General features: G+C 41.8%; 24 protein-coding genes and 5 tRNA genes. 20 read left to right on the forward strand and 9 right to left on the reverse strand.

The window, feature by feature from the left end; all coding sequences use genetic code 11:
• Nucleotides 1-617 (reverse strand): ABC transporter transmembrane domain-containing protein (locus FTT85_RS14650; RefSeq protein WP_257232174.1); only part of this gene is annotated, 617 nt, incomplete at its 3' end.
• Between the two features lie 171 nt (nt 618-788).
• Here FTT85_RS14650 and FTT85_RS14655 point away from each other — a divergent pair.
• Nucleotides 789-1,415, forward strand: coding sequence for an alpha-ketoglutarate-dependent dioxygenase AlkB (locus tag FTT85_RS14655; RefSeq protein WP_180183849.1), 627 nt, complete (start codon nt 789-791; stop codon nt 1,413-1,415).
• A gap of 230 nt (nt 1,416-1,645) precedes the next feature.
• Here the strand turns inward: FTT85_RS14655 and FTT85_RS14660 are convergent, their stop codons facing one another.
• On the reverse strand, nt 1,646-2,422 hold the full coding sequence (locus tag FTT85_RS14660; protein ID WP_168378212.1) for an IclR family transcriptional regulator: 777 nt from the start codon (nt 2,420-2,422) through the stop codon (nt 1,646-1,648).
• Nucleotides 2,423-2,886: 464 nt separating this feature from the next.
• Between FTT85_RS14660 and FTT85_RS14665 the strand changes: the two genes are divergently transcribed.
• Genes FTT85_RS14665 through FTT85_RS14675 form a run of 3 tightly spaced genes read left to right on the forward strand, consistent with a single transcriptional unit; the run spans nt 2,887 to nt 6,223 of the window.
• The gene (locus FTT85_RS14665; RefSeq protein WP_180183850.1) at nt 2,887-4,986 is read left to right on the forward strand and encodes an FUSC family protein; all 2,100 of its coding nucleotides are present in this window, start codon (nt 2,887-2,889) and stop codon (nt 4,984-4,986) included.
• Nucleotides 4,979-5,185, forward strand: coding sequence for a DUF1656 domain-containing protein (locus FTT85_RS14670; protein WP_180136599.1), 207 nt, complete (start codon nt 4,979-4,981; stop codon nt 5,183-5,185). The genes FTT85_RS14665 and FTT85_RS14670 overlap by 8 nt, the downstream gene beginning before the upstream one ends.
• Nucleotides 5,186-5,218: 33 nt before the next feature.
• Entirely contained in the window at nt 5,219-6,223 is a 1,005-nt protein-coding gene (locus FTT85_RS14675) for an HlyD family secretion protein (protein WP_180064879.1), read from the forward strand.
• A gap of 105 nt (nt 6,224-6,328) precedes the next feature.
• On the opposite strand, the gene ruvX is transcribed toward FTT85_RS14675, so the two are convergent.
• Entirely contained in the window at nt 6,329-6,772 is a 444-nt protein-coding gene (ruvX, locus tag FTT85_RS14680) for a Holliday junction resolvase RuvX (protein WP_078192570.1), read from the reverse strand.
• Nucleotides 6,765-7,319 (reverse strand): YqgE/AlgH family protein, encoded by a 555-nt coding sequence (locus FTT85_RS14685; protein WP_180183851.1) that lies wholly within the window; start codon nt 7,317-7,319, stop codon nt 6,765-6,767. Before FTT85_RS14685 ends, ruvX begins: the two co-directional genes overlap by 8 nt.
• Nucleotides 7,320-7,627: 308 nt before the next feature.
• Here FTT85_RS14685 and FTT85_RS14690 point away from each other — a divergent pair, with 308 nt between their 5' ends.
• Nucleotides 7,628-8,353: a hypothetical protein gene (locus FTT85_RS14690; protein WP_162689751.1), complete on the forward strand. Its 726-nt coding sequence runs from the start codon at nt 7,628-7,630 to the stop codon at nt 8,351-8,353.
• A gap of 61 nt (nt 8,354-8,414) precedes the next feature.
• On the opposite strand, the gene recN is transcribed toward FTT85_RS14690, so the two are convergent.
• Nucleotides 8,415-10,076: a DNA repair protein RecN gene (gene recN, locus FTT85_RS14695; protein WP_180145509.1), complete on the reverse strand. Its 1,662-nt coding sequence runs from the start codon at nt 10,074-10,076 to the stop codon at nt 8,415-8,417.
• A gap of 600 nt (nt 10,077-10,676) precedes the next feature.
• Here recN and FTT85_RS14700 point away from each other — a divergent pair.
• The 3 genes from FTT85_RS14700 (at nt 10,677) to FTT85_RS14710 (ending at nt 12,865) form a co-directional block, all read left to right on the forward strand.
• Complete coding sequence (locus FTT85_RS14700) at nt 10,677-11,000, forward strand: pyrimidine/purine nucleoside phosphorylase (protein ID WP_067763086.1); 324 nt, start codon at nt 10,677-10,679, stop codon at nt 10,998-11,000.
• A gap of 177 nt (nt 11,001-11,177) precedes the next feature.
• A complete protein-coding gene (gene rlmB / locus FTT85_RS14705) occupies nt 11,178-11,936 on the forward strand; it encodes a 23S rRNA (guanosine(2251)-2'-O)-methyltransferase RlmB (protein WP_180183852.1) in 759 nt (252 codons plus the stop codon).
• 8 nt (nt 11,937-11,944) lie between these two features.
• Nucleotides 11,945-12,865, forward strand: coding sequence for a DMT family transporter (locus FTT85_RS14710; protein WP_373886896.1), 921 nt, complete (start codon nt 11,945-11,947; stop codon nt 12,863-12,865).
• Between the two features lie 14 nt (nt 12,866-12,879).
• Here the strand turns inward: FTT85_RS14710 and coaE are convergent, their stop codons facing one another.
• The 4 genes from coaE to pilB all read right to left on the reverse strand — a co-directional run bounded on the left by coaE (nt 12,880) and on the right by pilB (nt 17,347).
• Nucleotides 12,880-13,482: a dephospho-CoA kinase gene (gene coaE, locus FTT85_RS14715; protein WP_180084535.1), complete on the reverse strand. Its 603-nt coding sequence runs from the start codon at nt 13,480-13,482 to the stop codon at nt 12,880-12,882.
• Nucleotides 13,483-13,491: 9 nt separating this feature from the next.
• Nucleotides 13,492-14,310: an A24 family peptidase gene (locus tag FTT85_RS14720; protein ID WP_180183859.1), complete on the reverse strand. Its 819-nt coding sequence runs from the start codon at nt 14,308-14,310 to the stop codon at nt 13,492-13,494.
• Between the two features lie 65 nt (nt 14,311-14,375).
• The gene (locus FTT85_RS14725; RefSeq protein ID WP_180183854.1) at nt 14,376-15,605 is read right to left on the reverse strand and encodes a type II secretion system F family protein; all 1,230 of its coding nucleotides are present in this window, start codon (nt 15,603-15,605) and stop codon (nt 14,376-14,378) included.
• A 32-nt stretch (nt 15,606-15,637) separates the two neighbouring features.
• A complete protein-coding gene (pilB, locus tag FTT85_RS14730) occupies nt 15,638-17,347 on the reverse strand; it encodes a type IV-A pilus assembly ATPase PilB (protein WP_180183855.1) in 1,710 nt (569 codons plus the stop codon).
• Between the two features lie 275 nt (nt 17,348-17,622).
• Between pilB and tpiA the strand changes: the two genes are divergently transcribed.
• From tpiA to FTT85_RS14790, 12 genes are all read left to right on the forward strand, one after another.
• Entirely contained in the window at nt 17,623-18,414 is a 792-nt protein-coding gene (tpiA, locus tag FTT85_RS14735) for a triose-phosphate isomerase (RefSeq protein WP_180183856.1), read from the forward strand.
• Nucleotides 18,415-18,427: 13 nt separating this feature from the next.
• Nucleotides 18,428-18,757, forward strand: a complete 330-nt coding sequence (gene secG, locus FTT85_RS14740) for a preprotein translocase subunit SecG (RefSeq protein WP_078192560.1) — start codon at nt 18,428-18,430, stop codon at nt 18,755-18,757.
• Between the two features lie 52 nt (nt 18,758-18,809).
• Nucleotides 18,810-18,894: transfer RNA gene (locus FTT85_RS14745), tRNA-Leu, on the forward strand.
• Between the two features lie 48 nt (nt 18,895-18,942).
• Nucleotides 18,943-19,019 (forward strand) — tRNA-Met (locus FTT85_RS14750).
• A gap of 73 nt (nt 19,020-19,092) precedes the next feature.
• Nucleotides 19,093-19,169 (forward strand) — tRNA-Met (locus FTT85_RS14755).
• A gap of 58 nt (nt 19,170-19,227) precedes the next feature.
• Nucleotides 19,228-19,304, forward strand: a tRNA-Met gene (locus FTT85_RS14760).
• Between the two features lie 90 nt (nt 19,305-19,394).
• Nucleotides 19,395-19,471, forward strand: a tRNA-Met gene (locus FTT85_RS14765).
• A gap of 216 nt (nt 19,472-19,687) precedes the next feature.
• The gene (gene rimP, locus FTT85_RS14770; RefSeq protein ID WP_078189416.1) at nt 19,688-20,212 is read left to right on the forward strand and encodes a ribosome maturation factor RimP; all 525 of its coding nucleotides are present in this window, start codon (nt 19,688-19,690) and stop codon (nt 20,210-20,212) included.
• Between the two features lie 35 nt (nt 20,213-20,247).
• Nucleotides 20,248-21,732 carry a transcription termination factor NusA gene (gene nusA, locus FTT85_RS14775; RefSeq protein ID WP_078192558.1) on the forward strand — a complete coding sequence of 495 codons (1,485 nt, stop codon included), beginning with the start codon at nt 20,248-20,250 and terminating at the stop codon, nt 21,730-21,732.
• 10 nt (nt 21,733-21,742) lie between these two features.
• A complete protein-coding gene (gene infB / locus FTT85_RS14780) occupies nt 21,743-24,436 on the forward strand; it encodes a translation initiation factor IF-2 (RefSeq protein WP_180183857.1) in 2,694 nt (897 codons plus the stop codon).
• Nucleotides 24,436-24,843, forward strand: coding sequence for a ribosome-binding factor A (locus FTT85_RS14785; protein WP_078189413.1), 408 nt, complete (start codon nt 24,436-24,438; stop codon nt 24,841-24,843). Before infB ends, FTT85_RS14785 begins: the two co-directional genes overlap by 1 nt.
• Nucleotides 24,844-25,246: 403 nt before the next feature.
• Nucleotides 25,247-25,675: a hypothetical protein gene (locus tag FTT85_RS14790; RefSeq protein ID WP_180183858.1), complete on the forward strand. Its 429-nt coding sequence runs from the start codon at nt 25,247-25,249 to the stop codon at nt 25,673-25,675.
• Nucleotides 25,676-25,813 lie beyond the last annotated feature (138 nt).

The following is a 25,813-nucleotide window of genomic DNA, read 5'->3' on the forward strand; positions in this document are numbered from 1 at the left end:
TGTGTATATAGAAATCGTCGTAAACGATTAAACCTGCGGTTTAATTTACTTGCTGGCATATACAATTTAGATTGGGTGAAAGATAAACAATTAAATTGGTTGAAAAATGATTTATGAAGGAAGTCTATTAAGCCCAGTGCAATAATGGCACTGGTAAATAATGGTAAAATATCAATAAAAAAGATTTGAACCAATCGTGTGAGCGAGCTAACCCCCCGATCAATTCGAGTTTGGAGCTTACCTGCTTGGTTGTCTTGTTGATCGAAGAATGCCAATCGATAGGTGATAAATTTTTCAATAATGCCTTGGGACAAATCCTGAGAAATTAAAATACGTAACTTTTCACCAAACGATTTTTGTCCAAATTGCACGATGGCATTGATGACTTCTTTTCCCAGTAAGACTACGGTGATGATGATTAATATATGCCAACCATTGGCTAGACCGAGGCCTTGTTGTAAAAGCTGATTGATGCTGTCTACGGCATATTTGAGTGTCAGGGCATTCACCTGTGCCGTGAGTGAGCCAATTAAGGTCAAGATCAGCGTCACGACCACCAGCCAGTGGTATGGCTGTACAAATGGACGTAATTTTTGGAAAAGTTGCCACAGATTCATAAGCAATTATTTTTATTGTGAATATGAGCTTTAGTCTAAGACTGAAAATTCAATGCGACAAGCGATGACAATGTTTTGATTTGTGACGAGAGTTTTTCAGCTAAGATATTTTTAAATGTGCTCACGACCTCAGCATCACGGTGCTGCGCCTAACAGTGTTGAGTTGAACCGATGAATTTTGAATTATTTGCGCCTGAACCGCATGCAAACCTGCTGCCCTATGATGGTGAAGTTGAAGATTATGGACTGATCTTCAATGCTGAAGACAGTGAAAAATATTTACGCTATTTCCTCACGCAGTTGGCTTGGCAGCATGATGAAGTCATTTTGCATGGACAGTATTATCAAAAGGAGCGAAAAGTGGTTTGGTATGGAGATGCCCATTATGAGTATCACTATTCAGGCATGCAAAAGCAGGCATTGATCTGGAATCCAGCTTTACTACGCTTAAAGCAACATATTGAGCAACGGGTGGGTCAGGCGTTTAATTCCTGTTTGGCCAATTTATACGAAAATGGTACGCAAGCGGTAGGGTGGCATAGTGATGATGAGCCGTCTTTACTTTCACCCACACAGCAGGTGGTGATCGCATCTTTAAGTTTTGGCGCAAGCCGAAAGTTTTGCTTTAAACATAAAAGCACCCAAGAGAAAGTACAGCTTTTACTGCAAAGTGGACAGTTGATCGTGATGCGTGGGCAAACCCAACGGTATTGGAAGCATGCCCTAATGAAGTCGATGAACGTGACCGAGCCGAGGGTGAATTTAACCTTTCGTTATTTCTATGATCAACAGCCATAAAAAAAGCCCATATCTAGATGAGCTTTTTTCTTTCTCTGAGGAAGAGTATAGCGACAATCAACTGAAATCATGGAACACATGGTTGAGATGACTGCTAAAGAACAATAATCATATTATGATAATCTTTCTGGAGTTTATAATTAATAAATTCAATTAATAATATGAATTTATCAGATTAATTAAATATCATCTTTACAACATCGCATCAGTTGTGCGCAAACTGATCAGATTTAAATGGCGTCCGATTCTTCCATCATACTGCTGTATTTTTTCTCAATACGCGCTGTACAGTCTTGCAGCATTTCTACAACTTTCTGAAAATTCATAAAATCAAAACGATTTTTAGACGCCAATAGGGTCAAAGCAAGTGGGGGTTCTTTACTGGAGAATTTAATCGGAATCGATAGGCTCGACATATTCGGGTCAACTTCACCATTGGAAAAATAATAACCCTGCTTTTTAATCTTTTTCATTTGCAGCATAAATTCTTCTTCATTATGCGCAAAACCAACTTGAGATAATTCATCTGCAAAACGGTGGTAATAATCTAAAATCCGTTGCTTGGGTAACTGGGACAAAATCACTTTAGATGATGAGCCTTTATACATCGGACGCGGGCTACCTCGACCATAAGCCAAGGCAGTATAGTCTTTGTAAAGTTCATGATGCACATCAATACAAGAGTCGATATTCAGATGCGTCAATAAGCAACAAGACTCTGTGCGTTCCACAATTTCTTTCATGAAGGGAATGCTAATTTGCACCAATGGATCGGTGGTGCGAGAAATAAAATCAAGCACAGCAATCTTGGAACCCAGTGTGTAATCGCCAGAAGTCCCACTGAGGCGCTGCAATAATTCAGCAGAAACCAGTTCTTTTAAATAGCGATAGCTCGTTGGTTTAGATAAGCCTAATTCTTCACTAATAATGTCGACATTGATGATGGGACGAGCAACTGAAAATAAGTCGAGTACGGTGAGAATTTTACCAAAACTGGAAAGCGCCATAAGAACCTGCTTGGTCACAATAAAAAATGAATCGTTAAGTTACTTTATAACAAATTGCTCGGCCTGATGTTGCGCTTTTCTACACTGGAAATGAAACAAATCTGAAATATCACAGGGTTTCTTGGGTCATCCTGATAAAAGCATAGTAAAAACCTGAAATACGCAATTAAAATATAGTTGAATTATCAAAATAAGATATTTTTATTGACTTTGGTTTGTTTTTTTAGCAAAATTTCTATGAAAATATCCTATATTGAATAAATATTGCCCATCTGTTCGATGCGCAGGCAATGTTGCACATTACTTTTTGTATTCAAATGGTTTGAAACACGATTTGAATCGCTTCTTTACTTATTGAAATTTCTAGTCATTCCTGTGCCGTGATACAGGTTGTGCTGTCGAATGTTTAAGCATTCGATACGAGGCCGTTTTCACTAAAAAGAAGTAAACCGACGAGATCAATCATGCTGCTGACGGAACAAATACTCGCTTTTCGGCCCAATAAAATGGACTGGATTTTTGCGACCAAAACGTTCATCGCGGGCATGTTGGCATTGTATGTGGCCTTTGTACTGAATTTGGCTTATCCGATTTGGGCGATTGGCACCGTTTTCGTAATCGCGAATCCATATTCAGGCATGACGTCTTCAAAAAGTTTGTATCGTGTATTAGGGACGTTCTTAGGGGCGGCCGTGTCGGTGGTGGCACTGCCACATCTCATCCATATGCCAGTACTGTTTACAGTGTTTTTGGCGGTTTGGGTTGGGTTTTGCCTGTATTTGTCACTGCTAGACCGTACGCCTCGTAGTTATGTTTCCATGTTGGCGGGTTATACCACGGTCATTATCTGTTTTAACGTGGTGTATTTTATTGATACCGCTTCGATTTTCGATATGGCTTTGGGGCGTTTTCTCGAAATTACGGTGGGTGTGGTCTGTAGTGCCATCGTGACCACGACATTATTTCCAATGCATATTGGCCCTGCCGTCGAAACAAGGGTGAGCAAAACCTTTGCCGATACCAAAGAAATTTTTGATCAGATTTTATTAGAGCCTGCTGAGCTAGAAAATTATTCTAAAAATCTTGGCAATATTGCACGAGATATCGCGGATATACATGTCATGGCGGTGCATTTGTCTTATGAAAAATCCACCTTAAAAGGCATGACACGTCCATTGCAGGAAATCTTGCATCAGTTGAGTTTGTTGGTCAGTAACTTGGTGGCCATGTCTGAACGGATGAAACAATTAGATGGTCTGGACACACATTATCGGACGGCACTCAAGCAAGCCCATGAACATATTGCCGCGTTTTTATTAGATCAACATCAGATTGAGGAAAGTGAACTTAATCAATTGCCTGAACAGTTTGAGCAAGATTTTCAACACATTCAGGCACAGGCATTGCCATCACAACAGGTGATTTTAGGTAGTTTAAAAATGGATATTCGGCATTTTATTCAGAATATTCGTGCGATTCGCTTGCTTTGGCAGCGGGTACAGCAAGGCGACTCCACTTTACCTGCCACACTGACCGCCTTGGGCAATAGTCATTATCCGACTTTGCATCGAGATGCAGGTGTTGCCATTCGTGGCGGGGTGTCCGCATGTTTGATTATTTTAATTTCTACGGGTTTTTGGATCGTTAGTGGTTGGAAAGCTGGATTTATGATGGCCGAAATGGCTGCAATCAGTGCTTGTATTTTAACTGCAATGGATAACCCTGTTCCTGCATTGAAAATGTTTATTCGCGCCAATATGTATGCGGCTTTCATGGTGTTCATCTACGCCAATGGCATTTTCCCGCATGTGACCGCTTTTTGGCAGTTGATCGTGGTGTTAGCACCGTTTGTGATGTTCTGTCTGATGCTATTTTTACATCCGCCTTTGGTCGGGATCAGCTTGCCGCTTTTGATGGGCACCATCATGGGGCTGAATTTTCAAAACCGCTTTAGCCTTGATCAGGTGTTTTTCTTCGATGCATCGATTGGGACGGTTTTGGGACCCATTATTTCGGTGTTTATTATTCATTTAGTGCGTGCGATGTCACCGGATATGACGGCCCAACGCATACTTTCACAGCATTACAAAGCACTGCGTCAGGCATTATATCTGCCGTATGGCTTACCGTTTCGGGTGCATTTACGCAGTATGTTGGACCGAATCGGCATCCTAAACAGCAAAATGGTGCAATCAGGGAATTTAAAACAACAGATCGAGTGGGCTTTGGTGGAAGCCAGTGCTGTGATTGATTTAACCCGCTTGCAAGAACTCATGAATAAACTCGATCCGAATGATGCACTGGTCAGCGAACTCGAAGAGTTACAACAAGATTTAGATGACTATTTTCGGGCCATGGAACAAGGGCAAAAGAATGTGTATATGAGCTTGAAACAGCAAATTGTAGAGCGAATTCAACGATTGAATCAGGCTGTTCAGGGTGTGGAAAACGATGATGTTATGCATCGAATTCAGTATTCGCTGAACAATATTCAAAGCAGTTTGTGTCATGTCCTAACACAGCAAACACCAAATCATTTACAGGTCGAGGCACAACATGGGTGAGCTAAATGTATATGGCGTCTATGTGCCCATTCTATTGATTCAAGCGGTATTGGCCTATCTGTTATTGCGGGTCATCATGCGTTTGCTTGACCGATGGATGGCGCCAGATTGGGTGCCGATGCTCAATATTTTTTATTTGGGTGTATTTATGATGTTGCTTTGGCTGGTGCATGAAATCTTTATTTTCTGCCAGTTCTAAGCCCCTAAAAAATGAAATGATTGAGGTAATCGTATGACCAATTTGAATGTCCGAAAATATGTTCGGCCTGTATTGTTGATAATCGTGCTATGTGGCGCATTACTTGCGCTGAAACATATTTGGGACTATTACAATTCGGAACCATGGACGCGTGATGGACGGGTACGTGGTGACGTGATTCAAGTGTCATCGGATGTTTCAGGTTTGGTCACAGACGTTTTAGTTCAAGACAACCAACAAGTGAAAAAAGGCCAAGTGCTGTTTCGTATAGATGTGGCACGTCAAGCTTTGGATGTTGAGCAAGCCAAATCTGACTTGGCGAAAGCCAAAGCAGGACTGGCAGGGGCTGAAGCGCAGCTTGCTGAAGCCAAAGCGAATTTAGTGAAGTCACAAGCCAATATTAATCTTGCAGATAAAAATGCAAATCGTTATGCAAGTTTGATGGACGGTGCGATTTCAAAACAAGAACAAGATCAAATGTTTGCAGTACGTGATCAATCACATGCAGAGCATGAACAAACTCAGGCCGCGATTGAGCAAGCCAAAGCCAGTGTGGTGCAGCAAAAAGCCCTGATTGAAGCGGCGAATAGCAGTTTGCATTTGGCAGAATTGAATTTAAAACGTTCGGAAGTGGTTGCACCGACTGATGGAACATTGTCTAACTTTGAACTCAAAGCAGGGAATTACGTCAAAGTTGGCCAAGCCGTAGCGGCCTTAATTGACCGTCAACAATTGTATGTTGTGGGATATTTTGAAGAAACCAAACTAGATAAAATCTATGTTGGCGCACCTGCAACAATCCAACTGATGGGAAGTTCTGAAGTTTATAAGGGGCATGTACAAGGCGTTGCAACAGGGATTGAAGACCGTGAACGTACATCGACTGATAGTTTACTGGCCAATGTCAATCCAACCTTTAGTTGGGTTCGTTTGGCACAGCGTGTACCAGTGAAAATTGTACTGGATGAAGTGCCGCATGATCAGTTGGCTTTTGTCGCGGGTCGAACCACCACGATTCATATTGTGGATAAAAACTAAGTTATCCCCAATCATTTCATTTGCGCAGCATTGAGTGATCAATCTTGCGCATAAAAAAGCATCCTTTTTCGGATGCTTTTTTATTTGCCTGTTTGTTGAAAGCGCTTAAGGTTTCAGTCCCACTGGATTTCGATACCAACTTTCAATAAATAATGCTGCAGCAAGGCTGTCGGCAGAAAGATTCTTCGCACGGCCTTGGGCTTGATAATGATCTAATTCATCACGCGCTTCACGTGTAGTTAAGCGTTCATCGACCATCAAGGTTTCAATATTGGTTTGGTGGCGAAGGCGTCGTGCAAATTTACGCGCACGTGTGGAGAGTTCAGATTCGCTATCATCCATATTGAGCGGTAGACCCACGATAAACAAATCCGGCTGATACTGTTTCACAATCTTGAGTAGATTATCCCAATTGGGAATGCCATCTTTCATGGGAAAGAGTGGTAGAGGATTTGCACTTTCAATCAGGGCTTGTCCCACAGCCATTCCTGTTTTTTGTGTGCCAAAGTCAAAAGCCATAATCATTTGATATTGTGGTAAATCAGGCATGTCCAATCTCAGATGATAACCACATGCGGTCTACCCCCATTTTTTTATAGGCAGCGTCCCAGCGGTCGTCATAAGGTAAGTTAAATATTAAATCCATGTCTGAGTCACAAATGAGCCAATCACCCCGAGCAATTTCTTCTTCTAATTGGCTTTTACTCCAACTGGCATAGCCTAGGGCCACCTGATAGCGACCCACACCTTCATTGTGTGCGATCGCATCTAAAATATCTTTAGAGGTGGTAATACAAACATTTTCACCTACAGCAATAGACGAATGCCATGTCGGTTGACCGGTATGAAGAACAAAACCTGCCTCTGGGCGCAAAGGTCCACCTTGCAACACTTCATGAGGATGCACATTATCTGCCTCAATTTCCAAATCATTCAAGAGTTCTTTGATCTGTAAACCTGATGGACGATTAATAATGATGCCTTGAGCGCCATCTTCATCATGTCGAGCCAAATAAATCACCGTATTGGCAAAGAATTCATCGTTCATTTCGGGTGGAGCAATCAGGCAGCGGTGTGTGAGGTATTGTTTAGTCACCTAATGGCTTCTCCTTATTGGGGTAAGTTTAATTTTTGGGGTGAATTGCATTCGAATAACGTTGTATTTATCAACATACTAGACTCACAAGTTTTCAACAATGAGTTTTTCTGCAAATTCAATATTTGTCATGCTCGACCGGTGAGGGGCATGATCAAAATCGTCATCGTGCAGGCAGGTCTGCAATGTGGTGAATTGTGAAGAGATGATTGGTAATTTGAACAACAGCAGTACAAAAGCGAGGAGAAGATATACGTGATTGATGACTGAGATTGCTTAAAATAGCAGGATAAACTGAGGGTAAAACAATGACACATTTTTCAAAAATAATAGGGATGGCACTCTGTGCAAGCCTACCTATTTCAGGCTTTGCAGGAAGCGCTGACTTACAAAAACATGAATCTCAGGTGATTAAAAAATATAAAAACTTAAATTTTTATGAGGTCAATGAAGCGATAGAACGTGAAATTGTGGATGTCATTGCGGCAGATCCGAGCAGTTTTCACTACGGATTTACGCAACTGGAAAAGCAAGGTTTTGTTCATGTGCAATATTCACCAGATAAAAAACTTAAATTTTATAGTTTTGATGTGTCTGGCGGAGGCACCATGGGGGAGTGGAGCAGCTATGTGCAATATGCAACGGGAAAAACGCAACATTTAGATCAATTTGACTCAGGCTATATCAATCAAATTTTGCCGGTCAACATCCAAAATAAAACCGTATATTTGGTGAAGAGTTATTATAAAGGTGATAATTGCAGTGGACTACATCATCTAAGAGCTGTTGAAGTTGGACCAAAACAGTTACTTAAATCTTATGTATTTCAAACTAAGCAAAAGAAACTAGATCAAATCTCGGTAGATTATGACTGCCATTATGAAACCGATCGTCGTAGCGGTAATGAATATCTCAAAATCAGTCCGAAACACGTGGATGTAATGTTACTCAATCAACAACATCAGCCGCAGTATAAATATTTACGCTATAGCTTAGGCTCGAAAGCCTTTGTGTATCAGGGAATTGTCAAATAGTATGCTTTCAAAAAAGCCTGTGTGGTTTTTAATCCACAGGCTTTTTTGAAAGCATCAAAAATTAACTATGTTGAAATTTTAATTGTCGCAACTGTTTTGCGTGTTGTAAGGTCGTTTGACTAATCTCCACACCACCGGTCATTCGAGCCAGCTCTTGAATCCGATCATCTTCTTCTAATTCGATAATGGTACTGCTTGCAGGATCCGTTTGACGTTTTTTCACCAGGAGATGTTGGTCAGATTGAGCAGCGACTTGGGCTTGGTGAGTAATACATAAAATTTGAACATGCTGCGCCAAATCAGCTAACAAACGTCCGACAATTTCCGCTGTACCCCCACTGATCCCAACATCAATTTCATCAAAGACTAACACTTCGGATTCAGTTTTTTCAGCATTCATCACTTGCATGACTAAGGCAATACGTGACAATTCACCCCCCGATGCCACGCGTGCTAAAGGCTGAGCAGGAATCCCTTTGTTTGCGGTGAACAGCAGTTGAATAAAGCTCAAACCTTCACTTGAAGCTTGTTCTAGAGGCTCAAATTTAAATTCAAAATGTGCTTCTGGGAGCGCGAGCTGCTTCACTTGTTCAGTCAATTGCTTCGCCAATGGGGTAGATGCTTCACGACGAATATCATCCAAATGCTGTGCTTTGGCTAAAAAGTCTTGATGAGACACTTCCACTTGTTCAGCTAGGGTTTCAGGATCTTCAAGTTGATGTAATTGTTCTAGCTCAAGTTGCCATGCTTCGTATTCTTGTTTTAAATCTTCAGGCTGAGTACGATATTTACGCGCTAAGCGATGAAAAACTTCCAGTTTGGTATTTAATTCGTCCATACGTTCAGGATCAAAACTTTGACGATCAATAAACTGACGTAAATTTGCGGTGGCATCTTCAATTTCACTTTGAGCGTTCAGTAGCGACGTATAAATTTCAGAAAGTTGTTCACTACGTCCTGCATGCGATTCAATTCGACGAATGATCGCGCCCATTTCTTGATTGATATTTTGCTCGGCATCATCGAGGGCATTTAGACCATAGCTACAGTCTTGCATGATATGTTCATGATGACTGAGACGGTCAAATTCTTGCTCGATTTCCTTGTATTCCGTTTGCACAAGGTCTTCAAGTTCTTCTAATTGAAGTTCAAGCGTTTCTATCCGTTGCTTACGTGTGGCTTGGGCATCGAGAGCTGCTTGGTGCTGTCGAATGTCCTTTTGCCACTTGCTATAGGCATCACGCACGGCTTGAGCAGGCTGATAAAAATTGTAATAGCGATCTAGCCAATGTTTTGGGTAGGGCGGTTCTAAGAGTTGTTGTTGGCTGTGTTGGCTATAGAGTTGTACCAATAAGCGGCCAATTTCTTTTAACTCGGACAAGCTGCTCGGACGTCCATTAATCCATGCTTTGCTGCGACCTGTTGCAAAAATTACGCGACGTAAATGGATCTCGCCAGACTCATCATCCAATTCGTGTTCTTTGAGCCAAAGCGCTTCAGGACTGTGCTCTTGGTAGCTAAAGGTCGCTGTTACATCGGCTTTGTCTGATCCATAGCGCACATAGTTGGTGTCTGTTCGTTCACCTAAACATGCTGATAATGCGTCTAGAAGTAAAGATTTACCCGCACCCGTTTCACCCGTCAGGACATTAAAGCCTTGTTCAATGTCGATGGCTAAATGGTCGGCTAATGCAAAATTGATCAGAGTTAAATGTGTCAGCATAAACGCATCCGAGCTGCGAAAAGTTCTAGTTAAAGATAATTAAGTTTTGTTTTGGTCACAAGACAAGTTTTATTTTAAGATGACGAAAAACCTCATAATTCTATCTTAAATTTCAGTTTAACAAGAAATAAGTTTCTTATCCGCTGTATCCATGCAGTGTTGTGATGCAAAGAGTAGATGATCTTGCATAACGTGAGCTGAAACCATCCAACATCCTGCCAAGTCCTCACAAAACACGTTTGTATATGTATTCTTGTATTTAATCTAGCGTGTTATTGCCATAAAGCGTCATGATTTGGTCACTCAAATCCACCAATATGATTCATTATCCATGTATATCTGTGAAATGATTTTGCAGCGTTTCAATAGACCCTAATTAGGACTTTAGTGGATGAAATAAAAAAAAGTATTTTGTACAAAAGTACAGTTTGTTTTAGATTCTCAATGTCAAGATAATGGGATGGTATTGGGACACATCCACTTCTCAGATTTATGTAATTATCTATCTCAAAGTTTTCAACACTGATTGATTAGTTTTTGCAGCACAATTAAACTACTTCAATCAAAATATTATAAATATGCTTTATCTGGAGAAAACGCATGTCAGCACAGTTTGATCATGTATCTGTAATCAAAAAATCAAATGTTTATTTTGGCGGTCTATGCATCAGCCATACTGTGCAATTTGAAGATGGAACCAAGAAAACACTGGGTGTGTTGCTTCCAACTGAACAAGCGCTGACTTTTGAAACTCATGTACCTGAACGTATGGAAATTATTTCAGGTGAATGTCGTGTTCAAATTGCAGATAGTGAAGAAAGCGAATTATTCCGTGCGGGCCAATCGTTCTACGTGCCAGGTAATAGCCGTTTTAAAATTGAAACAGACGAAGTCTTGGATTATGTGTGCCACTTAGAAGGCTAATGATTCAATCCATTTAGGCACAGTTTTTTAACCTTAAATCGGTTAAACTATGTGTCATAGCATAAATCCTGTAAAGCTTGCTTTGCAGGATTTTTCTTTTTGGCAGCCTATGCTGTGCTCTAGGGATATCATACCCTGTTCAAAAGTTTATCGAAGTTTGCAAATTAGAGGTCGTTCATGGCGAAACCGGAATATTATTATGGCGTTCATTCAGTGGAGTCATTACTGGAACTTGAGCCAGAACGCGTTTTAACTTTATTTGCGTTTAAAGGTCGTGATGATCAGCGTTTAAAACGTATTTTTGAGTTGGCAGAACCGTTTGGTGTTAGCATTCAAAAAGCTAGCCGTGATAGTTTGGAAAAACTTGCGGGACAACCGTTCCATCAAGGTGTAGTCGCGGCTGTACGTCCACATCCAGTCTTAAACGAAAAAGATTTAGAGGCTTTATTGCAAGCCAATCCCAATGCGTTGCTATTGGCTTTAGATCATATTACAGACCCACATAACCTTGGTGCATGTATTCGTACAGCAGCAGCTATGGGTATTGAAGCGGTGATTGCACCGCGTGATCGTTCAGCGACACTTACCCCAACAGCCCGTAAAGTGGCTGCAGGTGGTGCTGAAAAAGTGAAGTTTATTCAGGTGACGAACTTGGCACGTACATTGGCTCAAATCAAAGAAGACTTTAATGTACGTGTGGTTGGCACTATGCTAGATGAAAAAGCATTGCCGATTCAAAACTTTGACTTCACAGGTACGGGTGTATGTGTGGTGATGGGCGCTGAAGATACAGGTTTACGTCCCATTACGCAGGCGCAATGTGATCAAACTGTGTACATTCCAATGGCCGGCAATTTGCAAAGCTTAAATGTCAGTGTCGCAACAGGTATGGCATTGTATGAAGCATGTCGTCAACGTAATAATGAATTGAAATAGCAGTGATGATGTCTCCCCAAAAGCAAGGTTATTTATATGTTTTCATTACCATGTGTATTTGGGGTGGATTCACCTTAACGGCGCGTTTAAGCGCCAATTGGGGAATCAGTGCTTGGGATATCACGGCGCTCAGGTTTGCTTTGGCATTTTGCATCTTAATGCCAATTTTGATTTATAAAAAAGATACGGCTTTTTTATGGAAAAAAGAGCCTTTTATCCTTGCTATGCTCGGTGGGGTGACCTATTGTTTAACGGCCTATAGCGCATTTCATTATGCTCCTGCGGCCCATGCTGCAATTTTCCTCAATGGTTGTATTCCTTTATGTACAGCCATAGCCGCGTTTTTGATCTTCAAGCAGCCGCTCGATAAGCATACCTGGATCAGTGTAGTGATTATGGTCTCTGCCATTAGCTTAATGAGCTATTTGATGTATGTGGAAACCGGTGTAGCGTTTGGTCTCGGTGATTTGCTATTTTTTATCAGTGCCATTTGGTGGGGGATATTTACGGTATTGCTTAAGCAATGGAAGCTCTCTGCTTGGCATGCCATGGCGGGGGTTGCGATTTGGTCTGCCGTGGTATTTGTGCCAATTTACCTACTATTTTTCCCAAAGCATTGGTCCGATCCTGAGCCGCTGCAGCTCGTTGGGCAAGTCATCTTTCACGGTATTTTTGTGGTGATTATTGCGACTTTAACGTATGTAGAGGCGATCAAGCGCTTAGGTGCATTTAAAGCCGGAAGCATCGTAACTTTGGCACCTTTTATTGCTGCGATTTTAGCGGTGCCGTTGCTAAATGAACCTTTAAGTTTTGCAATCGTGTGCGGATTAGTCGGGATGGGGATTGGAGCGATTCAACCGTGGAAATGGTTGGGGCGAAAGGACAGTCTAGAGCAGCAACTCGAACAACAAAAAAAGCAGTCTGAGTAAGACTGCTTTTTTATTTAGCTTTTTTCAGCGTGCGCTAAGTACTTGAGATGCAAGGGTCGAAGCTGCGCATATAGATGATCTAAATGACCATCATTCAGCACGATATCATCGGCGATTTTTTGCTTTTCCTGACGTGACATTTGTACTTGAATAATTTTTTGGATTTGTTCGATATTTTGACCATCGCGCTGTGATGCACGCTGAATTTGCAATTGTTCCGTGGCATCAATAAGCAAGGTGTGATTGGTTAATTCATGTTGATTGGTTTCAAATAACAGCGGCGAAACCAAGATGACATAGGGGCTGGTGGCTTCATTTAACTGTTGGATAATGGACTGACGTATTGCAGGATGGGTAATGGCTTCAAGTGTTTGACGTGCTGTAGGATCTTTAAAGATATATTCACGTAAAGCGCGCCGATTTAACTCACCATTCGCAAGTAAAACCCAATCACCAAATTGTTGTTGAATCTGAATCAGTGCGGGTTGCCCCGGTTCGACAACCTCGCGAGCAACGATATCAGCATCGACGACTTGAATGCCTTGGAGTTCAAACCAATTGCTTGCAGCAGATTTTCCGCTACCGATACCACCTGTTAAACCCAAGACAAATGTCATACAACGACCTTACTGACCCAAATAAATTTTCATAATTTGATTACCCCATAAAAAGGCGATCCATCCGGCGATGGCAATATAGGGACCAAATGCAAAAGGTTGGTTTTCTTTACGAACCTTGAGCAAAATAATGCCAATAATTGCACCTACCAGTGAAGAGAGTAATACAATCAGTGGAAGCAGGAAAGGGCCCATCCATGCACCCAACGCAGCTAAAAGCTTAAAGTCGCCATAGCCCATGCCTTCTTTGCCAGTGATGATTTTAAATAAAAAGTAAACAATCCATAGGCATAAGAAGCCGATGATATATCCCCAAATGGCTGAGGTTGCAGAGGTATAAATGGCATAGCTATTCACGCCAAGCCCGAGTGCAGCCAAAGGAAGGGTATAATGGTCAGGTAAAAGTTGGGTGTCAAAGTCAATAAATGTTAAGGCAATCAAGACATAAGTCAGCACCAGACCAAACAGCATTTGGATGGTTGGGCCAAAAACTGCAACAACAATCAGCGCACAGATCATGGTGAGTAATTCGATCAGTGGATAACGGCTACTGATTGGATTTTGGCAACTTCCACATTTTCCGCGTAACACGATCCAACTGATGACTGGAATGTTTTGATACCAACGTATAGGTGTTTTGCATTTTGGACACGTTGAAGCAGGTGTGCTCAGGGTGATCTTTGTTTCATCAATAATCGGTTGGTCTGGATGTAAAAACAGTTGGCAATCCGTGCGCCATTCTTGTTCCATCATCTTCGGCGTGCGGTAAATCACCACATTTAAAAAACTACCGATACAAAGACTAAAAATCCCAATTGCGATATACATCGCAATTGGGGTATTGATTAAATAAGTAAAAAAATCAGTAAACAAAATATTTCCTTTTATTGGTTTTAACCAACCACTGAACCCATTTGGAAAATAGGAAGATACATTGCAATCACAAGACCACCGACGAGGACACCCAATACTGCCATGATTAAGGGCTCCATCATCGCGGTTAATCCATCTACGGCATTATCTACCTCGTTTTCATAATGCGTCGCCACTTTGTCTAGCATGGCATCTAATGCACCGGACTCCTCACCAATAGCGACCATTTGAATCGCCATGGATGGAAATTTATCGGTGACACGCATGGCGAATTGCAATTGCTGACCAGTCGCCACATCTTCACGAATTTTCATGACCGCTGTTTCATAAACTACGTTATTGGTTGCACCTGCAGTCGATTCAAGTGCATCAATTAAGGGTACGCCGGCTGCAAATGTAGTTGCTAAAGTACGGCTATAGCGGGCAATAATCGCTTTATAAACCAAATCACCAAAAATTGGTGCTTTCAGAGCAGCTTTGTCTAAAAAGTCTCTGAAAGCTTTGCTACGCTTTTTGACTTCTAAAAATAAGGCGATTATTGCTCCTACTATAATAATGAAAATAAACCAATAGCTTTGAAACCAATTAGACATATTGACCACCATTTGCGTAAATGCTGGTAAGTCTGCTCCAAAGGAACTAAATAGCTCTTGGAATACTGGAACAACCCTTACCATCAAAATAATCGTGACAATTACGGCAACAACAATCACAGTTGCTGGGTATTTCATGGCCTTTTTGATTTTTTGCTTAAGCAATTCGCTTTTTTCTTTGTATATGGCAACACGGTCTAGCATGGTTTCCAATGCACCCGACTGTTCGCCAGATTCAACCAAGGAGCAGAATAGGTTGTCAAAATACTGCGGATATTTGCGTAGCGCACCAGCGAAAGTATTACCACCTTCAACTTCACCTTTAATGCCGAGTACAACTTCGCGCATTGATGGGTTTTCTAAGCCTTCAGCTACGATTTCAAACCCCTGAACGAGCGGTACCCCGGCTTTCATCATAGTCGCAAGTTGGCGTGTGAAAATCGTAATATCTAGAGTTGAAACCTTCTTTTTAGTTAGGCCTTCAAAAATATTTTTTCGTTTTTCACGAATGGTTTTAATGGTGATGCCTTGCTTACGTAAAGTGACTTTAGCTAAAGTCATATTGCGCGAAGGCAACTCTCCTTTAATTTTCGCCCCTTTGCGATCCACGCCTTCATAACTGAAGGTTGGCATCATCTGCGCTTTTTTTACAGCCATGAATTTATCCTTATTTTTAAATACTAATTCACTTACTCACTGGTCACACGATTGACTTCTTGAAGTGAAGTCACCCCCTGCATGACCTTAATTAAGCCTGAACGGCGTAAATTGTTAAAACCTGCTTGATTTGAAGCTTCGGCAATTTGTAAGGCATTGCCATCTTCCATAATAATTCTTGAAATTTCAGGTGTCACTTTCATGACTTCATATATACCGACACGGCCTTTATAGCCTTCACGGCATTCGGCACAACCGACAGGTTGGTATATTTGAAATTCTGGTGTATTTAAATCATCTTCGGTAAAACCAAGCTCCAATAGACTTTGTTTTGGTACGTCTACTGTTTCTTTACATTGTGAACATAGGCGACGTGCAAGTCGCTGCGCAATGACAAGGTTTACGGATGTCGCGATGTTAAATGAAGGCACGCCCATATTGCGTAAGCGTGTCAGTGTTTCAGGTGCACTATTGGTATGCAGTGTAGACATTACCATGTGACCTGTTTGAGCCGCTTTAATTGCAATTTCAGCCGTTTCTAAATCTCGAATCTCACCGACCATCACAATATCAGGGTCTTGACGTAAGAATGATTTTAAGGCTGCAGAGAAGGTGAGGCCGACTTTATTATTTACGTTGACCTGATTGATCCCTTCTAAGTTAATTTCCACAGGGTCTTCGGCCGTTGAAATATTGGTATCTTCACGGTTGAGAATATTTAAACCTGTATATAAAGATACGGTTTTACCGGAACCCGTTGGGCCAGTAATGAGCAGCATGCCTTGCGGTTTTTCTAAAGCCTGCATGAACAGTTCTTTTTGATCCGGTTCATAACCCAATGCATCAATCCCTAACATCGCACTAGAAGGGTCAAGGATACGTAGAACAAGTTTTTCACCAAATAAGGTCGGTAAAGAGTTCACACGGAAGTCGATAGCTTTGTTCTTTGACAGCTTTAACTTGATACGACCATCTTGTGGAATACGTTTTTCCGAGATGTCCATTTGTGACATGACTTTTAAACGTGAAGCAAGACGAGTCGCGAGCTGCAAGGGCGGATTAGTAATTGTTCTTAACACGCCATCGACACGGTAGCGGACGCGGTAAGACTTTTCATAAGGTTCGAAATGTAAGTCGGATGCACCCATGCGAATGGCGTCGACTAGTAGTTTATTGATGTACTTAACAATCGGTGCTTCATCACCCGTTGCCTCATCTTCATCTTCTTGAGATGGATCAGGTGTTTCACTATCTAAATCAAGATCAAAGTCACTATCAAAGTCAAAAGTACTTTCTTCAGCGAAGTTCTGTTCAATTAACTTTTCAAGTTTGTCATGTTCAACAATAATTGTTTCGGTATTCAGCTTACTACCAAATCGGATGGCATCTACAGCTTCAATATTAGTGGGATTACTGATTGCAACGAATAATAAATTGCCATGTTTAAAAATGGGCAAAATACGATGCTTGGTAATTAACTTATCTTCAAATTCATCACGAATAATTAAGGAGGTGTCATAAGTCGAAATATCAAAAACCGGTTCACCGAACTCTATCGAGATGGTTTCAGCGATCAGGCGTGCTGAAAGTTGATATTCCTGAATCAAATGCGGCACGATATCTTGATGAGCCTTTTTTGAATTTTGCAGCGCTGTTTGCATTTTTTCGGCTGACAGATGCCCTTCGTCAACTAAGCGACGAATAAACCCCGTAAATCTTGAAGAACCTTGAACTGCTGTCATGCTTTTACTTGCCTATGCTTCAGTCTGTTTATAATTGGTATAGCAAAATTATACTTTTGTTGCACAAAAATACCATATCTTAAAGTGTTGTCACTAGCTAAGAATTGGTAAAAAGCATGAACCAGTCCTTAAATCTGCTTAATTTTTTTACAGAAAAGAGAAGATCTTGGAATGACTGGTGTGGTTCGAAGATGCAAATGTGTTTAAATTTATCTTCAAAATTATGAATTACGTGTAGAATGTGCCCGATTTCATCTTTGTCATGTGGGATAAATATGTCGGGTTCGACGATTACGCCTTGGGTAGTGGGTAACTGGAAAATGAACCCATTGCAAGCCGATGCTGGCGCACTTCTTAAGAATTTTAAGCAATTATTAAATGAACAAAATATTGCAGAAGCGGCATGTCATATTGGGGTTGCACCAACAGCTATTGCTCTGACCACGGTGCAAAATGAATTAGCACAAGCAAGCCGTAACATCATGACCGTTGCACAAGACGTTTCTCGCGTCGCAGGTACAGGTGCATATACGGGTGAGCTCAGTGCTGAGCTGTTAAAAGATTATGGTGTTGAATTTGTACTGATTGGTCATTCAGAACGCCGTGAAATTTTTGCTGATCAACCGCATATCATTAATGAAAAAGTAAAAAATGCATTAAGCGCAGGTTTGACTGTGATTTATTGCGTGGGTGAAAGCTTAGAACAACGTGAAAGCGGCCAAGCAGAACAGGTAGTGTTACAACAAATATGTGATATTGCTGCTGTTGTACAAGCAGAGCAGTGGAAACAAATTGTGGTGGCTTATGAGCCAATTTGGGCCATTGGCACAGGTAAAACAGCGTCACCTGAAGATGCGCAAGCGATGCATGCTAAAATTCGTGAAGGTTTAAGCCAAATCACCCCGATGGGACTTCATACGGCGATTCTTTATGGTGGTAGTGTAAAACCTGAAAATGCAGTAGAGTTGGCAGCCTGTCCAGATATCAATGGTGCGCTGGTCGGTGGTGCATCATTAAATGCAGAGTCGTTTTATAAAATTGCTCAAGCATTTGCAAATACAAAATAATTAGGAGTTCAGCATGCATACGTTTGTGCTGGTGGTACATATTATCTTAGCGATTTTAATGATCGTGTTGATTTTAGTTCAGCATGGTAAAGGCGCAGATGCGGGTGCATCTTTTGGTGGCGGCGGTGCTGCAACTGTATTTGGTGCATCGGGTTCGGGTAACTTTATGACCCGTTTGACTGCGATTTTAACGGCTTTGTTCTTTGTTACGAGCTTGACACTTGCTGTGTTTGCAAAGAAACAAACGACAGATGCTTATAGTCTGAATGCGATTTCTTCAGTACCGACTGCGCCAGCAAAATCGGCTGAAACTTCGCCAACTGCACCAAAAAGCGCTGAATAATTTATTTAGCGCTTTCTTTTTTGACGTGTTGCGACTAGAATGCGTCACAGCTGCGGTGGTGGTGGAATTGGTAGACACGCTACCTTGAGGTGGTAGTGCTTTCGGGCGTGGGGGTTCAAGTCCCCCCTTCCGCACCAACTTATAATCCAGAACATAAGTTGGTGTATGCAGCAAAACTCTGTTGATGCGGGATGGAGCAGTCTGGTAGCTCGTCGGGCTCATAACCCGAAGGTCGTTGGTTCAAATCCAGCTCCCGCTACCAATCAATTCTATTTTTAAGATGCAAACTTTTAAATGGACAGCTTTTAAAGCTGAGAGAACTATTTGCATATTGATGCGGGGTGGAGCAGTCTGGTAGCTCGTCGGGCTCATAACCCGAAGGTCGTTGGTTCAAATCCAGCCCCCGCTACCAATCTTATATAGTGCACAAGCTATATAAGCAGTTTATCTGAAAGTCATTGTGATGTTGATGCGGGATGGAGCAGTCTGGTAGCTCGTCGGGCTCATAACCCGAAGGTCGTTGGTTCAAATCCAGCTCCCGCTACCAATCCTCTGAGATGCAACTCAGTAGGGCAATTCTTCAGGTTGTTTTAGATTGAAAATGACCAAGAAATTGTATATAATTTTTGCATGTTGATGCGGGATGGAGCAGTCTGGTAGCTCGTCGGGCTCATAACCCGAAGGTCGTTGGTTCAAATCCAGCTCCCGCTACCAAGTTTCTAAAAGAGGCTCACAACTAGGTGGGCCTTTTTGCACAGTGGACTATGGTTTTCTGTGTAATAATGGGGCGATTTACGCCCTTTTTTATTGGCTATCGTGTAGTGTCGACAGTATTTTGGTCAAACCGTCATGTTTCACTACTACTATAGTTTTGCATTGGTCTGTAGTGGTCATTTCGACCATCGAATCGCACAAATTTGACGAGAGTAAATGAAGCTATCAAATAAAACTCAAGCACTTCAGGACTTAATTGCCCCAGCGGTGCAAGCATGTGATGTAGAACTTTGGGGGATTGATTTCCAACCTCAAGGTAAGCGTTCACTGTTACGTATTTATATCGACCGTGAAGTTGATGAAAATGCAGAACCTGTCATCAATGAAGATGGCGAAGTTGAGCAAGGCCGTGGTATCGGCGTGCAGGACTGTGTTCGTGTCACTCAGCAAGTGGGTGCGATGTTGGATGTACATGATCCAATTTCAGGCGAATATGCATTGGAAGTGTCATCTCCAGGTTGGGATCGTCAGTTCTTTAAATTGGAACAAATGACGGCATACATTGGTCAGCAAGTCGCTTTGCGTTTGATCAGTGCTGTGGATAATCGTCGTAAATTCCAAGCCAAACTTGTAAGCGTAGACCTTGAAAGCGAAATGATTCAGGTTGAAGTTGAAAAGCAACAAGTGTTGGATATTGACAGCCACAATATTGATAAAGCAAATCTGGTTTTCCAAGATTAATTTAATAAATAAGAATCTGAACGAATAGGTGACTTATGGCTCGTGAAATTCTTACCGTAGTAGAAACGGTTAGTAACGAAAAAGGTGTAAGTCGTGATGCAATTTTTGAAGCGCTTGAACAAGCTTTAGTTGCAGCGACTAAGAAGAAATTCTACGAGGGAACTCACTCGGAAGAAGCTCGTCTACGTGTAGAAATCGACCGTCGTACTGGTGATTACCGTACTTTCCGTCAATGGGAAGTGGTTGCCGACGAAGATCACGAAATGCCAGCATGCCAAGATGCGATCTCTGATGTAGATCCTGCAAAATGGGCAATTGGGGATATCCGTGAACTTGAAGTTGAATCGATTGATTTCGGTCGTATTGCGGCACAAATTGCGAAACAAGTGATTGTTCAAAAAATTCGTGAAGCAGAACGTGCATTAATTGCAGATGCTTACGAGTCTAAAGTTGGTGAACTCATCTACGGTGAAGTGAAAAAACAAACCAAAGATGGCTTTATCATTGACTTAGGTGACAATGCAGAAGCATATCTTGCGCGTGAAGAAATGATCGCTAAAGAAATTCTACGTCCTAAACAACGTGTAAACGCGATTTTGTTTAATGTGAACCGTGAAGGCCGTGGTGCTCAGTTATTACTTTCTCGTTCTAAACCAGAAATGCTCATCGCATTGATGAAGAAAGAAATTCCTGAAATTGCTGAAGAAATCATTGAGATTAAGGCAGCTGCACGCCAACCTGGCGTTCGTGCTAAAATCGCTGTGAAAACAAACGATCACCGTATTGATCCTGTAGGTGCATGTATTGGTATGCGTGGTACACGTATCCAAGCGGTTCAGTCAGAGTTAAATGGTGAGCGTATTGATGTAGTCGTTTGGTCGGATGACGCGGCACAATACATTGCAAGTGCTTTAGAGCCTGCTGATGTATCAGGTATCGTGATTGATGAAGAAGAACGTACTGCAGATATTATTTTTGCAACGAGTGATCAGTTAGCGCGTGCAATTGGCTCTCAAGGTCAAAACGTACGCTTAGCATCTGAATTGACTGGTTACAAGCTCAATATGATGCTTGAAGAAGAATATCACGCACGCCAACAAAACGAAGCGCAACAATATTTAGATATGTTTGTTACACGTCTAGATATTGATGAAGACTTAGCGATGGCGTTGGTTGAAATGGGTTTCACATCATTAGAAGAAATTGCGTATGTTCCTGCGGAAACATTCGATGAGATCGAACTTGATGCTGAAACTGTTGAAATGCTACAAGGTCGTGCAAAAGAAATTGCATTGGCTGATGCATTGAAGCAACAAGAAAACATCCAAGAGCCAAGCGAAGAGCTTGCTGCAATGGAAGGCGTGACTAAAGAAATCGCATATGCGCTTGCCGCTCGCGGTGTGGTAACTGTAGATGATCTTGCAGATCAAGCCACTGACGATATCTCTGATATCGAAGGTTTAGGTGCTGAAAAAGCAGGTCAACTTATTATGAAAGCGCGCGAATCATGGTTTAACTAGGAGGTAATATATGACGGACAAGTCGATTAAGGAGTTAGCTCTCAGCGTGGGTCGTCCAGTTGAGAAGCTACTGGAACAGGTTCGTGATGCGGGTTTACCACAAACTAAACCTGACGATATTATCTCCACTGAACAACAAAATGCCCTCGTTAACCATTTGAAAAAAGTTCATGGTCAGGATGCGGGCAATGCAGGACAAATCACGTTGAAACGTAAAACTACCAGTACTGCTAAAGTGGCGAGTACATCGGGCAAGGCAAAAACGATTAATGTAGAAGTTCGTAAGAAACATACATTTGTTAAACCGGATCCTGAGCAAATTAAAGCTGAAGCATTAGCGAAAGCACAAGCTGACCAACAAGCACGTAAACAGGAACCTAAGGTTGAAGCGAAAGTTGAAGAACCGAAGCAACAACCAGTATCTAAAGCGAAACAAGCTTTAGAAGCAATGCGTGCTGCTGCGAAGCAAGAACATGCGAAGCAAGAAACACCGAAAGCTGCGGTTGTTGTAAAACGTAAGTCAAACAACAAGCCAATTACAAAACCTGTTGAAACTCTAGAACAGAAAAAAGCACGTGAAGCTCAAGCAGCACAATTGAAAGCTGTAGAAGAAGCGGCGCGTCGTAAAGCCGCTGAAGAAGCGCAACAACGTACGCTTGAGCAAATGCGTCAAATGGCGTCTAAGTATTCTAACGAAGACACTACTGCGACCATTCGTGTTGTAGATGATTCTCCGCTTGCTGCCGGCCTTGTAGGTCAGGCATATGAAGATTCATTTGCGAAAGAAGACCGTGAAATTAAACGTGGTACCAATACCAACAATTCACGTTCACCTAAAAAAGGTGGTCGTCGTGGCGAAGAGCAATCTTTCCGTGATAACTCACATAAACGTGGTTTAAAAACAAGTCAAGCGAACAAGCATGGCTTTGAAAAACCAGTTAAAAAACAAGTTTATGATGTTGAAATTGGTGAAACAATTGTTGTTGCTGACTTGGCTGCGAAAATGGCGGTTAAAGTTCGCGAAGTTATCAAATCACTCATGAAAATGGGCGAATTGGTTACTCAAAACCAAGCGATTGATCAAGAAATTGCAGCACTTGTTGTTGAAGAAATGGGTCACAATCCAGTACTTGTTTCGGATACACAAGCAGAAGACAACTTACTTGAAGCAGCTGAAGAAGCGCGTGGTGTCCAAACCACTCGTCCGCCAGTTGTGACAATTATGGGTCACGTTGACCATGGTAAAACATCACTTCTTGACCGTATTCGTCGCTCTAAAGTGGCTGCAGGTGAAGCAGGTGGTATCACACAGCATATTGGTGCTTACCATGTGAAAACTGAAAAAGGTATTATTACTTTCTTAGATACACCGGGACACGCAGCATTTACTGCAATGCGTTCACGTGGTGCGAAATCTACAGATATCGTAGTGTTGGTTGTTGCAGCAGATGATGGTGTTATGCCACAAACTGCGGAAGCGATTGACCATGCACGTGCAGCAGGTACGCCAATTATTGTTGCTATCAACAAAATGGATAAAGAGTCTGCTGATCCAGATCGCGTATTGAATGAGTTGACGACGAAAGAAATCGTACCTGAGCAATGGGGCGGTGACGTTCCAGTGGCAATGGTTTCTGCGCACAGCGGTGCAGGTATCGACGAACTTCTTGACTTGATCTCAATTCAAGCCGAACTTCTTGAGCTTAAAGCATCTGAAGAGGGTGCGGCACAAGGTGTTGTAATTGAAGCACGTGTAGACAAAGGACGTGGTGCGGTAACATCGATTCTTGTTCAAAACGGTACATTGAAAGTGGGTGACCTTGTTCTTGCAGGTTCGTCATACGGTCGTGTACGTGCAATGACAGATGAAAATGGTCAACGTATTAAATCTGCTGGTCCTTCGATTCCTGTGGAAATCTTGGGTCTACCAGAAGCGCCAATGGCGGGTGATGAAGTTCTTGTTGTAAATGACGAGAAAAAAGCACGTGAAGTTGCTGATGCGCGTATGGATCGTGAACGTCAAAAACGTCTTGAGCGTCAATCTGCGATGCGTCTTGAAAATATCATGGCGTCTATGGGCAAGAAAGATGTGCCTATTGTCAACGTGGTATTGAAAACAGACGTACGTGGTACTTTGGAAGCATTACACGTTGCACTTGCTGAACTTGCAACTGATGAAGTGAAAGTACGTATTATTGGTTCAGGTGTTGGTGCGATCACTGAGTCTGACGTAACACTTGCTGAATCATCAGAAGCGGTTCTTCTCGGCTTTAACGTACGTGCTGATAATACTGCACGTCAAAAAGCTGATGCTGATGGTATCGACATTCGTTACTACTCGATCATCTATCAATTAATTGATGATGTGAAAGATGCGATGAGCGGTAAATTAGCGCCTGAACACCGTGAAACAATTCTGGGTGTTGCTGAAGTACGTGAAGTGTTCCACTCAAGTAAATTCGGTGCTGCTGCAGGTTGTATGGTACTTGAAGGTACATTACACCGTAATAAACCGATTCGCGTATTACGTGATGACGTGGTGGTATTCCAAGGTGAGCTTGAATCTCTTCGTCGCTACAAAGATGTGGTTGAAGAAGTTCGTGCCGGTATGGAATGTGGTCTTGCAGTGAAAGGCTATAAAGACATCAAAGCACAAGATAAGATTGAAGTGTACGATGTTCAATTGATTAAACGGAGTCTTTAATGGCGGGTAGTCAACGTCTGAAGCGTATGGCGGATACAGTACAACGTGAGTTGTCAGAACTGATCCGTCAGGAGCTGAAAGATCCACGCTTAGGTGGTCTTGTGACCATCTCTGCCGTGAAGGTGAGCCCAGACTTAGGATATGCCGAAGTTTATGTGACTGTAATGGGTCGTGAGCTAGGCGATGAGCAAAGTGAAGCCGCAAATAAAGAAACTTTAGATGTCTTGAATAAAGCATCTGGTTTCTTGCGTCATGAACTGAGCCGTCGTATCAAAACACGTATTACGCCACGTTTGCGTTTTCATTACGACAAAACAAATGCTTATGGCAACTATATGTTTGGTCTAATTGCGGAAGCGGTCAAGGACTTACCTCCTACTGACGAAGCAAAAAAAGATGATGAATAATTCAGTTCGCTGAATGAAAAAAGCCACCTTCGGGTGGCTTTTTTATGTTTGAATAGCAGTAACTTAAAAACTCAATCACTTTAAAATTATAATGTGCTAATGAAAGACAGGTCGAACATGATATTTAATCCGCCAATCTGTAAAAATAATGAATTGAAAAAAATAATCCTTTTGAGTAGTGCATTATTTATTACTATGCCAAGTTGGGCATGTTTAAATACCTATGTAGAAGATTTTTATACATCTGATTCACAAAAAGAAAATCAATGCTAAGAACATCATGACGAAAAATTGAATAACTTTGTATCAAGGCATCCTAGCCCAATAGACTATCAGGCAGAAAATGATTATGCCGTACATCAGATCTACGCAGGCCGTTACGATTTAGCCATTAAGGTTTTACGTGCAATTGGAAATTGAGCATCCAGGTTTACCGAAGACGGCAGTGAATTTAGGCACAGCTTATGAGTTGATCGGCAATATTAAACTGGCCAAAAATTGGATTGCAGAAGGTATGAAGCGTGATCCATTGATACATCTTGGCAGTGAATGGATTCATCTGAATATTTTAGAAGCCAAAACCAAGCGCGCGACACCAAAATATTTTCATGAATATCCATTGTTAAATGTACATTATGGAACAGGCTATGTTCCTGATGGACATTGGAGTGATCAGCGCAAACCCACAACAGCGGAATACGATGCCATACGAGAACAGGTCAGCTTACAAATCAGTGAGCGGAAGAATTTTGTTTCAAGACAGGATGCCGTGATGGCACAGCTGTTTTACCAAATGGAGCGTAAAACTCAGTCCTTCAGGTCAGAGATATAAGCGACACGACATGAAGTGTCGTTTGATTTAACTAAGGACTATTTTCCTTGAGTTTTGATTGTTAATATAAGTACATGAAAACCCTTAAATTACGTATAAAAGACAAACATTGCAAGGTGTTAGACCAACTAGCATCAG

Source organism: Acinetobacter sp. YH01020 (assembly GCF_013420275.1).
In the GTDB taxonomy this organism is placed as follows: domain Bacteria; phylum Pseudomonadota; class Gammaproteobacteria; order Pseudomonadales; family Moraxellaceae; genus Acinetobacter; species Acinetobacter amyesii.